The 14,633-nt window shown below is 48.5% G+C and carries 14 protein-coding genes; 11 read left to right on the top strand and 3 right to left on the bottom strand.

Annotation, left to right across the window (positions count from 1 at the left end; all coding sequences use genetic code 11):
• The first annotated feature begins 93 nt into the window (after nt 1–93).
• The 9 genes from OEY58_16410 to OEY58_16370 all read left to right on the top strand — a co-directional run bounded on the left by OEY58_16410 (nt 94) and on the right by OEY58_16370 (nt 8,663).
• The gene (locus tag OEY58_16410) at nt 94–1,086 is read left to right on the top strand and encodes a MoxR family ATPase (GenBank protein MDH5327040.1); all 993 of its coding nucleotides are present in this window, start codon (nt 94–96) and stop codon (nt 1,084–1,086) included.
• A complete protein-coding gene (locus OEY58_16405) occupies nt 1,083–2,117 on the top strand; it encodes a DUF58 domain-containing protein (GenBank protein ID MDH5327039.1) in 1,035 nt (344 codons plus the stop codon). Before OEY58_16410 ends, OEY58_16405 begins: the two co-directional genes overlap by 4 nt.
• Nucleotides 2,107–2,733, top strand: a complete 627-nt coding sequence (locus OEY58_16400; GenBank protein MDH5327038.1) for a DUF4381 domain-containing protein — start codon at nt 2,107–2,109, stop codon at nt 2,731–2,733. Before OEY58_16405 ends, OEY58_16400 begins: the two co-directional genes overlap by 11 nt.
• Entirely contained in the window at nt 2,720–3,736 is a 1,017-nt protein-coding gene (locus OEY58_16395) for a VWA domain-containing protein (GenBank protein ID MDH5327037.1), read from the top strand. Before OEY58_16400 ends, OEY58_16395 begins: the two co-directional genes overlap by 14 nt.
• 9 nt (nt 3,737–3,745) lie before the next feature.
• A complete protein-coding gene (locus OEY58_16390; GenBank protein ID MDH5327036.1) occupies nt 3,746–5,677 on the top strand; it encodes a VWA domain-containing protein in 1,932 nt (643 codons plus the stop codon).
• Nucleotides 5,678–5,679: 2 nt separating this feature from the next.
• Nucleotides 5,680–7,437 (top strand): BatD family protein, encoded by a 1,758-nt coding sequence (locus tag OEY58_16385; GenBank protein MDH5327035.1) that lies wholly within the window; start codon nt 5,680–5,682, stop codon nt 7,435–7,437.
• A gap of 55 nt (nt 7,438–7,492) precedes the next feature.
• On the top strand, nt 7,493–7,744 hold the full coding sequence (locus OEY58_16380; GenBank protein MDH5327034.1) for a hypothetical protein: 252 nt from the start codon (nt 7,493–7,495) through the stop codon (nt 7,742–7,744).
• Nucleotides 7,745–7,758: 14 nt separating this feature from the next.
• Nucleotides 7,759–8,256: a transcription elongation factor GreB gene (gene greB / locus OEY58_16375; protein ID MDH5327033.1), complete on the top strand. Its 498-nt coding sequence runs from the start codon at nt 7,759–7,761 to the stop codon at nt 8,254–8,256.
• Nucleotides 8,257–8,339: 83 nt separating this feature from the next.
• Entirely contained in the window at nt 8,340–8,663 is a 324-nt protein-coding gene (locus OEY58_16370; protein MDH5327032.1) for a general secretion pathway protein GspF, read from the top strand.
• Between the two features lie 47 nt (nt 8,664–8,710).
• On the opposite strand, the gene OEY58_16365 is transcribed toward OEY58_16370, so the two are convergent.
• Together OEY58_16365 and OEY58_16360 are read right to left on the bottom strand one after the other, a co-directional pair.
• The gene (locus OEY58_16365; protein ID MDH5327031.1) at nt 8,711–9,355 is read right to left on the bottom strand and encodes a gamma-butyrobetaine hydroxylase-like domain-containing protein; all 645 of its coding nucleotides are present in this window, start codon (nt 9,353–9,355) and stop codon (nt 8,711–8,713) included.
• 20 nt (nt 9,356–9,375) lie between these two features.
• Entirely contained in the window at nt 9,376–9,648 is a 273-nt protein-coding gene (locus tag OEY58_16360) for a cupin domain-containing protein (protein MDH5327030.1), read from the bottom strand.
• Nucleotides 9,649–9,921: 273 nt separating this feature from the next.
• Here OEY58_16360 and OEY58_16355 point away from each other — a divergent pair, with 273 nt between their 5' ends.
• On the top strand, nt 9,922–13,197 hold the full coding sequence (locus tag OEY58_16355) for a response regulator (GenBank protein ID MDH5327029.1): 3,276 nt from the start codon (nt 9,922–9,924) through the stop codon (nt 13,195–13,197).
• A gap of 48 nt (nt 13,198–13,245) precedes the next feature.
• A complete protein-coding gene (locus OEY58_16350; GenBank protein ID MDH5327028.1) occupies nt 13,246–14,373 on the top strand; it encodes a response regulator in 1,128 nt (375 codons plus the stop codon).
• Between the two features lie 144 nt (nt 14,374–14,517).
• On the opposite strand, the gene OEY58_16345 is transcribed toward OEY58_16350, so the two are convergent.
• Nucleotides 14,518–14,633: IS110 family transposase (locus tag OEY58_16345; GenBank protein ID MDH5327027.1), on the bottom strand; the 116-nt coding region annotated here is incomplete at its 5' end.

Genomic DNA, 14,633 nt, shown 5'->3' with positions numbered 1-14,633 from the left:
GGAGAACTTTTTTCGGAAATTCTGTCCATATATAATCAGAGACCGGCAGTGCCGGCAGTGATTATTCTACTAAGAACACAATTAAGGGTGATCATGTCCACGAAACAGTCAGTATCATTATTAAAAAAGTTCGTCAGTCAGCAAATTATCGGACAGCAATTATTGGTGGACCGGTTATTAATCGCCTTGTTATGCGATGGGCATTTGTTGGTGGAGGGTGCTCCAGGTTTGGCGAAAACCCGTGCAATCAAAGTGTTGAGTGACGGAGTGGAGGGGGATTTTCAAAGAATCCAGTTTACTCCCGATTTACTGCCCGCCGACTTAACCGGCACCGAGATTTTTCGGCCCCAAAACGGTTCATTTTCGTTCCAAAAAGGGCCTTTGTTTCACAATCTGATTTTAGCAGATGAAATTAACCGGGCGCCGGCAAAGGTGCAGTCGGCTTTGTTGGAGGCGATGGCAGAACGTCAAATTACCGTAGGGACAGCCACCTATCCACTGGAGAATCTGTTTCTGGTCATGGCCACCCAAAATCCTATCGAGCAAGAAGGCACATACCCCTTACCGGAAGCCCAACTGGATAGGTTTTTAATGCACGTTACTGTGGATTATCCCGATCCGGAATCGGAAAAATCCATATTGGCTATTGCGCGAAAAGAGGCCGTGCAGGACCTGTCAAAACCCGGTGGTGGAGCAGGGGCAAGTGCCATGGAAACCAAGCCTTTTCTCACTCAAGCGGATTTGTTTCAAGCGCGCAAGGAAGTGCTTGACGTATTCATGGCCGCCAATTTGGAGCAATACCTGTTGGAACTGGTATTAACCACGCGTAATCCCGGACCCTATGGAGAAGATTTGGGGCAGTGGGTTCAGTTTGGTGCCAGTCCCAGGGCCAGTATTGCACTGGATCGATGTGCTCGGGCCCATGCCTGGTTGGCAGGACGGGATTATGTGGATCCTGAGGACATTCAAGTCATGGCGTATGATGTTATGCGTCACCGCATAGTTCTCAGTTATGAGGCCGAAGCAGAAGGAATTACGCCGGATCGGTTGATCAAGGAGCTCATAGACCGAATTGCGGTGCCATGATTCACAAGTGGTTTAAACATGGCGTCTTAACCGAGTCCGAGCCGGTGGCCGAGACCACGGACGTGTTGTTGGATCCCAACGCCAACGGTTTGATTTATATCGAGACCAAAAACCTTATTGCATTGCGTCACGCTGCTGAATCCTTACCATTGTCTACAGCCAGGGTACGATCCTTACAAAGCGGTACCTATTATTCTCCGTTTAAAGGTCGAGGCATGGAATTCGATGAGTTGCGCCTGTATCAAGCCGGAGACGATGTGCGCACCATGGATTGGCGGGTTACGGCCAGGACCGGCAAACCCCACACCAAATTATTTCGCGAAGAGCGCGAGCGTACCGTGTTCTTGTGGATGGATTTTCGCAGTTCAATGTTTTTTGGAACGCAAGGCCAATTCAAATCGGTGCAGGCTGCCAGAGCGGCCGCACTGTTGGCTTGGAGTGCGGCGCACCAGGGCGATCGTCTCGGGGGACTGTTGTTTAATGAGGGGCAACATACGGAGATTCGGCCCCAACGTGGAAAACTGGCTGTATTGCATTTGTTACAAAAAATCTCACAGCACAGCAAACGAGTGCAAGAGTTGCGGGAGTTTGTGGATTTTGGCGACGAGCAAAACAGTGGGACTCAAGGCAGTAGCATGCAACAGTCATTAGCGCGCATGCGCCGTTTGGCCAAGCCGGGCAGTTTGGTGTTTTTAATCGGTGACTTTCGGCAACTGGATCAAAAGTCAGAGTCACATTTGTACCAGTTATCGCGTCACAATGATGTGGTAATGTTGTTGTTGTATGATCCTATGGAAACCGATTTACCGCCCTCAGGCTATTATCGTGTGAGTGACAATATCAATACCATGGCTATTGATACGCGTTCACAAAGTCAGCGCCAAGCTTATAAAGACCGATTTCAGAGCAATACCCAATATCTGGTTCACTTGTGTAAACGTCATCGCATCCACTTTATGACTTTATCCACTACCGATCCGGTAGTGGATACTCTGCAACGGGAGATGGGGGTGAAGCTTCATGCATCCTAACGCGGCGGAGTTGCCCTTGCGTGATATACACGTTCCCGATGCTATTGGCTGGTGGCCGGTGGCTATGGGTTGGTGGCTATTGTTGGCTTTTGTCGCTGTTATTTTGTTGCTCCTTTTGTTCTATATGCATAAACACAAGCATAGGCATGTGCAAAAGGCCGCGTCGCGCGAAGTGGATGATACCTATGCGGCATATCGACACCACCGGGACGCGACGCGTTTTGTGCGGGAGTTGTCTGTATTATTGCGTCGCATTAGTGTTTCCCGCTATGGTGGCCCCAAAGTGGCCGGCTTAACCGGAGATTCCTGGCTGGCGTTTTTGGACCAAGGCCTGGTGCCGCACTATAACCGTAGCGGACTGAAGTTCAGCCAGGGCGTGGGACGCTTGCTGATTACCGTCCCTTATGCACCACATAATAACGTGACTACCCACACTGCCGCTAACACCAATACCATTACCAACGCCAATACCAACGCAACCATTGACGTGGATGGGCTGCATCGTTTGGCAGTAGAGTGGGTGGCCTCATTGTCCATGCCTAACGCCCTGGATAAAAACTTGGAACGGTTAAAAAGCCAGGTAAGTAGCGAGGAGGGCGTTCGTGTTTCAGTTTGAGTGGCTTTGGGTGTTAGCCTTTTTACCATTGCCCATATTGGTACGTCTGTTCGTATCTCCTGCGCACTCACAGGAGGCGGCTTTGCGAGTGCCCTTTGTTAACGAGTTTGAAGGGATAAAGTCCCATGGCCTGGGCTTTGAAACGCAACGTCTGAACCTGTGGTTAATATCTCTGGCATGGATTCTGTTTGTTTGTGCCGCCGCCCGACCGCAGTGGTTGGGTGATGCGCTGGAATTGCCCGTTAGTGGTCGTGATTTGTTACTGGCAGTGGATCTTTCCGGGTCCATGGAAACCGAAGATTTTTTTCTGGAGAACCAAAGTGTCAACCGATTGGTGGCTACCAAAGCGGTCGCGGGGGAGTTTATCGACCGACGCGTGGGTGATCGCCTGGGCTTGATTTTGTTTGGACGCAATGCTTATTTACAAGCACCACTGACGTTTGATCGGGAAACGGTAAAAACCTTGTTGTATGAATCGGTAATCGGATTGGCCGGTAAGGAAACCGCTATTGGTGATGCTATCGGTTTAGCCGTGAAGCGATTGCGCAGTTCGCACGATGCTTCCAAAATCAGTGGTGAGACTTTGGGGCAGCAGAACCTCAATGATAAAGTACTGATCTTGCTTACCGATGGCGCCAACACCGCCGGGGAAGTTGAACCGGTAAAAGCGGCAGAGCTGGCTGCCACGGTAGGGCTGAAAATTTACACCGTGGGCATCGGGGCGGATGAGATGATCCAACCGTCCTTCTTTGGGGGGCGTCGGGTTAACCCTTCTTTGGACCTGGATGAAACCACCCTGCAAACAATTGCACAGCAAACGGGAGGACGGTATTTTCGAGCCCGCGATACCACCGAGCTGGCACAGATATACGATGCCTTGGACAAACTGGAGCCCATTATCCAGGAAACCCAGTCGTTTCGGCCTACGACCGCCTTATTTCACTGGCCGTTGGGCTTGGCGTTGTCTTTAGCCACGCTGGTTGTGTTACGGCGTTGGCAGTGAGGTTTGACGATGGAACTGGTGCAGAACTTTCATTTTTTAAGACCCTGGTGGTTATTGGCCTTATTGCCTTTGGGATTGCTGACCTGGGTCAGTTGGAAACATAAATTGTTCAGTCACAGTTGGAGCGCGGTATGCGATCAGCGTTTATTGCCGTATATTTTGGTAGGAGCCTCAAGCGGGCACTCCCGATTTCCGGCTTATCTGGCGGCGTTGACCGGCTTGTTGGTGATCATTGCCTTGGCAGGCCCGGTATGGAAGGAGTTGCCACAACCTCTGTATCGAACTCAATCATCTTTGGTCATTGCGCTGGATTTATCGGCCTCTATGGACGCCAGCGATATCAAGCCCAGTCGGATAGAGCGGGCCAAACTTAAAATTTTGGATATGCTGGGGCGCAGCCGTGAAGGCCAGACTGCATTGGTGGTATATGCGCAAGAGTCTTTTGTGGTTAGTCCCTTAACCGATGACAGCAAAACCATCGCCGCATTGGTCACAAGTTTAAACACGGAAATCATGCCGACTCAGGGCAGTGAACCTGCCAAGGCCGTGGAGAAATCTATAGAACTACTCAAGCAGGCCGGGGCTCAACAAGGGATGATTTTGTTAATCACGGATGGTGTGGGCGATGCGAATGTATCCGACATGGCAGCGGCAGTTCGCTTTAAAGGTCACAGTTTGTCGGTATTAGCCATTGGCACAGAAACAGGAGCCCCCATTGCCCAAAAGGGTCGTTCCTATCTCAAAGATGCCAACGGAGAAATTGTGGTGGCAAAACTGGATGAAGCACCGCTGCAGGATTTGGCAGTCAAAGCCGGTGGGCGTTACAGTCGTTTTGTGACCACCGACCGTGATATTGATTATCTATTGCAACCCTTAGAGCAGTCACGTCACAGTGCAAATAGGGTAGAGCAAAACAAAAACCAGATCAAAGCAGACCGTTGGCAGGAAGAGGGTCCGTGGATTGCGTTGTTGTTACTGCCGTTGGCGGCATTGGCATTTCGACGCGGTTGGATCGCGATACTCGTGTTGGCGATTGCACCTTTACCGAATACCGGTCATGCGTTTGAATGGCAACAATTGTGGATCAGCAAAGATCAACAAGCCATGAAATTGTATCAAGCGGAGGAATATGGAAAAGCTGCCAAGTTGTTTGATTCAATGCCATGGCGAGCCGCTGCTCACTATAAGGCTGGTAATTATAATAAAGCTTTACAATTATTGGACGGTGTGGACAGCGTGGAGGCGATTTACAATAAAGGTAATGCACTGGCGAGGCTGGGGAAGTATGAGGAAGCGGTAGCGGCCTACGATCAAGTGTTAAAGAAAAACTCGTCACACCAGGATGCGCACTACAATAAACAGTTATTGGAGCAATATCTGAAAAAAGATCCCAATCAGCAGAATCAGGAGCAAGAAAAGCAGCAACAAAACCAAAATCAAAAGCAAGAACAAAACCAATCACAACAGCAATCCGGCGAGCAAAACGGGCAGCAGGGGCAGCAGCAAGGAGAGCAACAACAAAGTGAGCAGAAAGGCGGTTCGGGCTCACAACAGCAGGACCACGCTCAATCCGGTAGTAAGGACAATCCCGCCGATGATCAAGACATTCGCGAACAGGCGCAGCGGGACGCAGCTAAAGACGGCGATCCATCGCAACAACAAAACATGGCGAGCCGGGATGGCAAAGACAAACATCAGAAAGATGAAAAAGGCGATCAGCAGGCCCTGTTAGCGGATGAGAAGCAGGGCGACAAGGGCGATGAAAACAAGAATGAGAACACGTCAGAACAAGCGGCTACTGCAACTATGACGGAAACCGCTCAGGCTACACAGCAGTGGTTGCGGCGGATACCCGATGATCCGGGCGGATTATTGCGTCGTAAATTTTTATATCAATCCCAACGCAGTCGTTCACAGGGGGATGGCTCAAAACCATGGTAACTATGCAAGGTTCAATACAGGGTTTGTTCGCGAGGCTTTGGCCGGCTGTATTTTATATTTTTGTAATGTATTTTGCCGCTACAGTTACCGGCACAGCTTATGCCGCTATATCCGTGAGTGTGGATCGCGCTACGATTTCCCAGGATGAATCCTTTTATTTGGAATTTTCCAGCGACTCCAATGTGGATGATGATCCTGACTTCAGCCCCTTGAACAAAGATTTTCACATCGTCAATCAAAGCAACAGTAGCAGCATGCGTATCATCAATGGTCGAGTCAGCCGGGAAAGTACCTGGTCATTAATGTTGATGGCAAAACGCGCCGGTAACTTGGTGATTCCCAGTATACGTTTTGGCAGTGACAAGAGCCCCCAAAAACGTATTACCATTAAAAAGTCTGTTAAATCCAATGGAGAAAAGGGAACCAGTGCTTTGTATATTGAGGCAGAAACCAATACAAAAAATCTCTATGTACAGTCACAATTGTTGTATACCGTTCGCATTTACTCAGCAATCAATCTAATGAAACTGGCCTTGCCTGAGCCCAATATCAGCGCCGGTGAAGCTATTATTGAAAAATTTGACACAGACGCCAGTTATGAAAAACGTATCAAAGGAAGACGTTATAAAATATTTGAAAAACGCTATGCTATTTTTCCTCAAAAAAGCGGCACTTTGGTCATTGATGGCACGCAATTTACCGCACAATACGTGGACAATCGACGTGCGTTGCGAACTAAGGTATTGAATACTGATCCCATCAATATCAGCGTCAAACCCAAACCCGCATTGCCGGCCTTGAAAAACAAACCCTGGCTTCCGGCAGAGAAAATTCAGATAAAGGAAGAGTGGCCGGACGACCCGCCGCAGTTTTCGGTGGGAACCCCGGTTACGCGTACCCTGACCATCGTGGCCGGAGGTTTGACCTCGGCGCAACTTCCACAGCTGCAAACCGATATGCCAAAGACCATGAAGTTGTATCCTGATAAACCATCATTACAAGATAATAAAAGCACTGAGGGTATCATTGGTATTCGTCAGGAAAAAACCGCATTTATTCCCACACGTGAAGGCGAGTTTCGTTTGGAAGCAATAGAAATTCCCTGGTGGAACACCCGCGAAGATCGCTTGGAAACGGCAGTGGTACCGGCTCGCACGGTTTTGGTGCGCCCAGCACCCGCCATGGAACCCGCTGCCGGCTCTGGTATCGCTGAATTGGGTCAGGCTCCTACCCCTCAATCCACTTCCAGTACTACCGCACCGTCGGCTGATGCCGGCTGGTGGCGTTGGTTGGCTATCGGGAGTACCCTGGGTTGGATTATGACAATAGTGTTATTGTGGTATCGAAAGCCGGCTCCGGTAGTCGAGACTCGCGCGAGCATTCCTCCGGCCGCGGGTTTCAAAGTAAACCATACCGCTATGCGCGAACTGGACAAAGCCTGTCGGGCCAATGACGCGCTCGCAGCGAAGAATGCCTTGTTATCTTTGGGTAAATCCCTGTTTCCGGATAATCCACCCACCAGTCTGGGTGAACTGGCGAAATTGAGTGATGGCAGCGATGGCGGAGGTGGTGAAGTGGCGCAACAAATTCGCTTGTTGAATCAATCCATCTATAGTGAAGAATCCGGCTCTTGGCAGAGCGAGGCCTTGTTGGCGGCAATCAAACGGTTCAAACCGTCCATGCAGCCAAACCAAGGGGGTCAGGAAAAAAATGTTATACTGCCTCTGCATATTTCCGTGAATAATGGGAATCGTGCATGAAGCGCAGAAAGGTAGAAACCCGAGTTAAAAGGCGGCGTACAGAAGGCAACGATGCATGAAACAATCCAATAGCAACGATACAAAAAGACCGGCCTTACCGGAAAAATGGTTGGTCCCTATGCGTTTAGGTATTTATGCCGTGTTAGCCGGGTGTTCCGCTTTTGTTTATTTTAATGCCAGGGATTTGGAAGCTACGCATTTAATGGTATTGGTCCCCATTGTTCTTGTGTGCGCTATGGCTTTGATGGATTGTAAATTGAGTGAACGTTACTGGAAAGAAAACGGTTCACAAAAAACGGGTTCGTAAAAACAGACAGAGTCATGGGTAGGTATAGACCACCACAAAAACCCGGTTCCAAGTATATTACCCCGGAAGGCATGAAACGTCTTTCGGATGAATTGGACTTTTTATGGAAAAAAAAACGCCCTGAGGTAACCCAGGCTTTGAGTGCTGCGGCTGCGGAGGGCGACCGCTCCGAAAACGCCGAATACATCTATCGCAAAAAGCAACTAAGGGAAATTGATTCCCGTGTGCGGTTTTTGCGAAAACGGTTGGAAAACATGACAGTGGTGAGTCAAAAACCTTCGGACTTGAACCGGGTATTCTTCGGTGCCTGGGTTACCCTGGAAGATGATTTGGGTGAGGAAGCCCGTTATCGCCTTGTAGGACCGGACGAATTCGATTATAAGAACAATTTGATCAGTATGGATTCGCCGATGGGCAAGGCCTTAATGGGAAAAACGCTGGATGCCGATGTGATGGTGGCTACGCCCAAAGGGGATCGAGAATACATCATCACCAGAATAGAATACGACTAGTCGGCGAAATCGTAACTGGACCCGATTAGAACACATTTTAGTCGATGAAATAAAACACAGCCTTTTGGAAAACAGGAATTACTATGTACGTACCTAAATCTGCCCGATCCATTCAAGAATACATTGAACTGGTTAACGCCGCCTTAGACGAGATTTTCGATCTCAGAGCATCCATTGAGTACGATGAGGAATACATGGGTGATGCCTCAATCTTTTTGAGCGAATTGGAACGGGGCGTAAAAAGTTTACTCCAATCCTTGCAATCCGGTGACTATGAGTTCGGAGGTGAGCCTTTGTCTTTCGCTCATATCGTGAAAAAGACTGACGAACGCCTGCTGCCTTTTAAGCATTTACTGAATCTCATTATTAAAACCCATGAACAAGGCCTGGATGACGGCGCTGACTGAGCATTCGGCCGTAAGGTGGTTCCTTATGTCGCCCCAGGGTTTCTTTTTCAAATCCCTTTAGGCACAAAAGCAATTTCATCACCGTCTGCAACGGGGCTATCCTCTTTAGCGAACTGCTTGTTAACAGTTATATTCAGCTTTTGTTCTTTGAAATGTTGTTCCCAGATAGTCCCTCGTTGTCGTAACCATTGCAACAACTGTGCGACCGTCTCAATGGTGGCAGGGACCTCGAGTTGCTCCGAATCCTGACCCACCCGTTTGGCCAGTGAAATAAAATACAGCAAAGTCAGGCTTTTATGGTTACTGCTGTTCGAGGCCGGTTCTTTGGGGACGCTGTAAAGGCCAAACCCGGCTTGACTACGGCGTTTGAGATAGTCCTGCCAATTGCTTTCGTAGTTGCGGGCGAGGGAATACAGTGTCGTCCAAGCGTAGATTCCGGTGCTGTGGCCATCATCAAAATGCAAATTGACGGCATAGTTTCCCACGGGTTCAATTTTGTTGATATTGACCTGCTCTTTTCCGGTTATCACTTGTCCGCGTTGCTGAGCGGCTTCCACTTCAGCGGATGTGGAAAATACGCGCAAGTACTCGCACGGCAATTCAAACTGTTCGCCGTTATCAAATACCAGTTCCAGAGTTTTGCGCTTTTGGTGCAGTTTGATTTCTACCGGTATGGGGTCGGATGGCGTCATGGCAGCGGTTTTTGTTCAACCTATTTGAATAGATAGTGTTTGCGTATTGGCGATTTTACTTCCCACACACAGGACATGCCCGCCGGAAAGTTGACCAGATCGCCCTCACGGATGGTGACCGGTTCGCCTTGTTCGGGAGTCACTACAACCTCTCCCTCAAGGATGTAACAAACCTCAGTTTGGTCATACGTCCAGTCAAATGTAGAGATTTCTTTGGTCCAGATGGGCCAGGCATCCACTTCCATGGCATCCAGTTTGGCCGGTGAGACATTGTGTTCAATTGTGATATCCATGTGGAATTTCCCGCATAAAAGCCGGATTGTAACCAGTTTCGATGCTCACAACAATGTGAAATCCAATGTGGGACAAATATTGTGTGTATGAAACTTTAATTGTGTGTCACATCTATGGCATAGCACTAAAGAAAACAGTGACATCTGGCGAATAGATAATGTCGATGCGGGATCAGCATCGAATGGTGTAAAAGGGATCGATATGTTGAATGGAATCGTGGCCGGAAATAATGCGAGGTCGTCTGCGCCAATTACCTTGGCATAGGACACAGTATGGCAATGCTTGAACCAAGAATGGATTCCCCGACGGGAAAACCGTCAGTGCTGGAATCCGCTTATGATTTGCAAAGAGAATATATTCGCAATGGTGATGCTACCCGATTGTTTTGCGATATTTTGTCTTTGCTTATCAACGAAACTGGCAGTCACTGCGGTTTTATCAGCGAAGTGAATAATGCTTCTTTAGACCCGCATTTAAATTTACGAGCGCTGGTTCCCAATCAACCCCCTTCTTCGTGGCAGCAATCCGGTCAGCGAGCCGAGTTGGATTTTTACAAGCGGTCGCTGCTGATGTCCACCGTACATTCCGGATTAGTGACAATAGCCAATGGCTTGGAAGTCCTACCGGTGTTTCAGCCGTCGCTGGAATCGTTTTTGGGAATTCCCTTGTTGCTGGATGGGCATGTGCTGGGCCTGATCTGTCTGGCTAATCGTGAACAGGGTTACAATGAAACCATGGTCCGCAGCCTCAAACCGCTGATTTGCGTTTGTGAAGATGTGTTTAGCTCAGAGCTGCGATCACGGCTACGCCAAAAGACTCGCAGCCTCAGCGAGGAATCGGTAACGGTTCAATCTCTTAACCACAAGTGGCAGGATTTTGTGAACAGTTCTCCAATGGGAGTCGTGGAATGGAATACGCATCTTAACATCGTGCAGTGCAATAGCGCTGTTGAAAGAATTTTCGGGTTTGAACACAATCAAATCCTATCTGAGGATCTTATCGATCTGATATGGCCAAAACAAAAATCTGCCGCCATCAAGCAACAGTGGTTAGACAAGTTGCAAAGTGGGGTGGGATTTAGCGATATCACCGAACATCTAAACGAATTTGGCCGGACCGTTCGCTGCCAATGGTTTCATCATCCCCTAAAAACGGACAGCAGCGTCTATGGCATTATATCCTTAGTGCACGACATTACCGTGGTTGACGAGCCAAACCGTTCGGATCACCCCAAACAAAATAACTTTTTAGCAGTCATGAGCCACGAGTTACGTACTCCTATGAATGGGGTCGTCGGTATGGTGGATTTATTGAATGATACACCACTGCAAACCGATCAAAGGCGTTTGTTGAATACCATTCGTGCTTCGGCCTTCAGTTTGTTGCAGATTCTTGATGATATATTGGATTTTTCCAAAATCGAAGCGGGCAAACTGCACGTGGAATATTTGCCGTTATCGGTCACAGAGGTCGTAGAAAGTGTAGCAGAAACACTTATCCCCAATGTGTTGAAGAAACAACTGGAGTTTTTCATCTACGTAGACCCCAAGATTCCGGCATTTGTGGAATTGGATCCGGTACGTTTGCGACAAATCTTGTTTAACTTAAGTGGTAACGCAATAAAATTTACGCACAATTCTGCGAATGGTAAGGGCCGGGTGAGTATTAGCGCTGAATGGATCGCTGCCAAGAACGGTACTTCTGATTACATCGCCTTTAAGGTAAAGGATACCGGCATTGGTATATCCAAGGAGGCGCAAGAAACCCTGTTTAATCCTTACGTACAGGCCCGAAGCGACACCAACCGTCTCTATGGCGGTACGGGTTTGGGTTTGTCTATCACTGCCAAACTCTGTGAACTGCTTGGGGGGCAAGTGGAACTGTGTAGCGAAGAAGGGAAAGGCTCTGTGTTTACGGTCAAATTACCCGTAAAGACAACGATAATCGAAGATGTGGAACAAGAATTGCCTAAAGGTAAAACAGTTGCCTTACTCTCCAGCGACCCGGAATTGGTATCCCAACTCAATAAGTATTTGGTCAGTTGGGGCGTTTCCATGACGGCCCTTGGGGCCGAGGTACCACAGCAGGAATTGTCGCAGTTCGATGTGCTTATTTTGGACACGGTTTATACAGAACAGGACTTGTCTTGTATAAAACAGAAAAATCTTGGCGAAACTACCCGGGTTATTCTGCTGAAATCCAGCTCTGACGCCAATTTTGGCGATGAGGTGGTGGAGGTGGTTTGTGATCCTTTGCTGCAATCCGCGTTCAAATCCGCGCTGGCCAAGTGCCTTGGGGTTGAAGAGTTGGTATTCGAGCGGGAATACACCCAATATGACCAATACCCCCAGGCGCGCATATTGGTGGCGGAAGACACGGAAGTCAATCAGGATGTGATCCACCAACAACTGCTTAAGTTCGGGTGCTATTTTGATATCGTGGAAAACGGCACAAAGGCTTTGGAAAAATGGCGGTCCGCAGACTATGATTTGTTACTAGTGGACTGTTTCATGCCTGAAATGGATGGTTTTCAATTAACGGAAGCCATTCGTGCGGAAGAACGGGGTAGCCAAGGGCATACACCTATCGTCGCGTTCACGGCGAACACCTTGACCGAGGAAGTTCAAACTTGTTTGAATAGCGGTATGGATGACATTTTAGCGAAACCGGTGGAGTTGACTAAGTTGGCGCATACCCTGGATAAGTGGTTAGAAAAAGATAGTGGGACAAAACCCCCGCAAAGTGGCCGCATAGATGCGGCATCAGACAATAACACTGAGCATACACCTGTGGATCAATTGCACCGCGTTCTGGTTGTAGAAGACGAACAAATGAACCGCACCATGTTCGTGGAAATGATTAGTAGTTTAAATTTTGAAGCGGACAGTGTGGCTAACGGTGAAGAAGCCTTGGCAGCCCTGCAAAAAACCAACTACGGATTGATCATCACCGATCTGCAAATGCCCCACATGGATGGGTTTGAGCTGGCTCAAGCCTTGTATAAGCGACAGAGGCCCGAAAAACGTACGCCACTGGTGATGATGACAGGAACCATACCGGCGGAAAATGAAAAACAGGTGTTTTTCGACAACGGTGTACGCGAGTTTGTCGCCAAACCCGTGAGTTTGAACACCTTACGCAGTGTGTTACAAAAATACTTGTCCGGCGATCCCGGTCAGTACAGTACAGGTTTGGATCCGGTGAAACGCAAGGATACAGAACTGCCCGTGGATATTGCTGTGCTGGAAGGATTGGTTGGCAACGACCCCGCAATCCATGCCTCCCTGTTACAAAAATTTGTGATTTCGCTGAACGATATTCTCGGCGACATGAGGCTTGCCTTCGATGCGAAATCCATGGTGGAGATAAAGGCGCTGGCCCACAAACTCAAAGGTCCGGCCAAGTCCATTGGCGCGGAACGCTTGGCGCAAATATGCATCGAGTTGGAGAAAGCGGGGAAAGCGGAGAATATGGATGAAATTAACCGTTGGCGTGCACCCTTACAGGATGAAGCGGAAACGGTTGCTCAGTTTATCCAGAATATGTAGGACTTAAAGTACCGAGCACAAGGAAAGGATGCGCAGGAGACATTTCGTATGGGAAAACAGAAAGTCCTTGTGGTAGATGATGAGCCCTTTAATTACGAGTTGATCAAACCCGTATTAGGTGAGGAATTTCAAATCGACTACGCCGGTTCCGGCGATGACTGTATTCAGTTTCTCACAGCTCACATCCCCGATATTATTTTACTCGATGTGGAAATGCCGGGTATGAACGGCTATGAAACCTGTCAGTTAATCAAAAACAGCGAGCTTACGCGGAATATCCCGGTCACTTTTGTCTCTGCCAGAGATTCGGTTGAGGAGCGCCTCAAAGGGTATGAGGTAGGCGGCGATGACTATGTAATCAAGCCTTACTCTGCTGCGGAGTTACGCAGCAAAATAGAAGTGGCAATCTATAAAAATCAGGAAAAAGAGCAACTGAAACAAAATGCTACCGAAGCCATGGGCACGGCAATGACAGCCATGACCAGTGCCGGAGAGCTGGGTGTGGTGCTGCACTTTTTCGAAGCCAGTTTTTCCTGCAAAAATATCATTGATCTCGCCGATTTGGTGCTCGATTCCATGTCCAGCTTCGGTTTAAGTTGCATAGTGTATATCAGTACCAAGAACGGGGAAGTCACTAAGTGTTCCAACGGAAAACCCCCCAGTACGCTGGAGTTGGAGCTGATGCAAATGGTGCGCAGTAAGGATCGTATCTTTGATTTTGATTTACGTACCGTAATCAATTATCCCAATATCAGCTTGCTAATCAAAAACATGCCAGGAGAAGACCGGGACAAATACGGTCGCATCAAAGACAATATGGCTATTTTAGTGGAAGGCGCAGAATCCAGAATCAGAGCCATCGAAGTGGAAGAGCGTTTGGGGTGGCAACAAAACGCCATAATCGATTTGGTGGACAAAACCCAGAAAACGCTGGAGATCATCAGCTACGAACAACAGCAAAACAAAGAACAAAGCGTTTCCAATATGGATCAAATGATGAGTTCGCTGGAAGACTCCTTTATGACACTGGGACTCACCGAAGAGCAGGAACAATCCTTACTTTCCGTGACCCAAACCGCCGCCGACAAGGCTTTGGAACTGTACGAAGCCGGCCTGAAAATGGACAAACAATTCCAGATGGTCATGGACGAACTTAAGCGCGTCATCTCCAAATAAACCCAATCGCATCTCACCAGTTCCCCCCCCCCATAACCATAACCACAACCACAACCACAACCACAACCACAGGCGTAGGGCGGGTTAGCTTGCGTAACCCGCCGAGCAGAGTATCCGTCTTCCTCACTCAATCACAAGCCCCCGCTAGAGGGTTTGCGGTTGATAGTTAGCTTGGTGTTTTAAAACACCAAAGCAAATCTGAACGAGCTTACGCATGGCGGCACACAAAGCAGACATTTTGGTTTTTCCCTGCTTTAGCA

The sequence above is a fragment of the Gammaproteobacteria bacterium genome (assembly GCA_029882975.1).
Lineage (GTDB): Bacteria > Pseudomonadota > Gammaproteobacteria > SZUA-152 > SZUA-152 > JAJDNG01.
This window is presented reverse-complemented; position numbering and strand designations above follow the sequence as displayed.

Coding starts and splice junctions, on each gene's coding strand:
- OEY58_16410 (MDH5327040.1), top strand. CDS start 94: ATGTCCACGAAACAGTCAGTATCATTATTAAAAAAGTTCGTCAGTCAG.
- OEY58_16405 (MDH5327039.1), top strand. CDS start 1,083: ATGATTCACAAGTGGTTTAAACATGGCGTCTTAACCGAGTCCGAGCCG.
- OEY58_16400 (MDH5327038.1), top strand. CDS start 2,107: ATGCATCCTAACGCGGCGGAGTTGCCCTTGCGTGATATACACGTTCCC.
- OEY58_16390 (MDH5327036.1), top strand. CDS start 3,746: ATGGAACTGGTGCAGAACTTTCATTTTTTAAGACCCTGGTGGTTATTG.
- OEY58_16385 (MDH5327035.1), top strand. CDS start 5,680: ATGCAAGGTTCAATACAGGGTTTGTTCGCGAGGCTTTGGCCGGCTGTA.
- OEY58_16380 (MDH5327034.1), top strand. CDS start 7,493: ATGAAACAATCCAATAGCAACGATACAAAAAGACCGGCCTTACCGGAA.
- greB (MDH5327033.1), top strand. CDS start 7,759: ATGGGTAGGTATAGACCACCACAAAAACCCGGTTCCAAGTATATTACC.
- OEY58_16370 (MDH5327032.1), top strand. CDS start 8,340: ATGTACGTACCTAAATCTGCCCGATCCATTCAAGAATACATTGAACTG.
- OEY58_16365 (MDH5327031.1), bottom strand. CDS start 9,355: ATGACGCCATCCGACCCCATACCGGTAGAAATCAAACTGCACCAAAAG.
- OEY58_16360 (MDH5327030.1), bottom strand. CDS start 9,648: ATGGATATCACAATTGAACACAATGTCTCACCGGCCAAACTGGATGCC.
- OEY58_16355 (MDH5327029.1), top strand. CDS start 9,922: ATGGCAATGCTTGAACCAAGAATGGATTCCCCGACGGGAAAACCGTCA.
- OEY58_16350 (MDH5327028.1), top strand. CDS start 13,246: ATGGGAAAACAGAAAGTCCTTGTGGTAGATGATGAGCCCTTTAATTAC.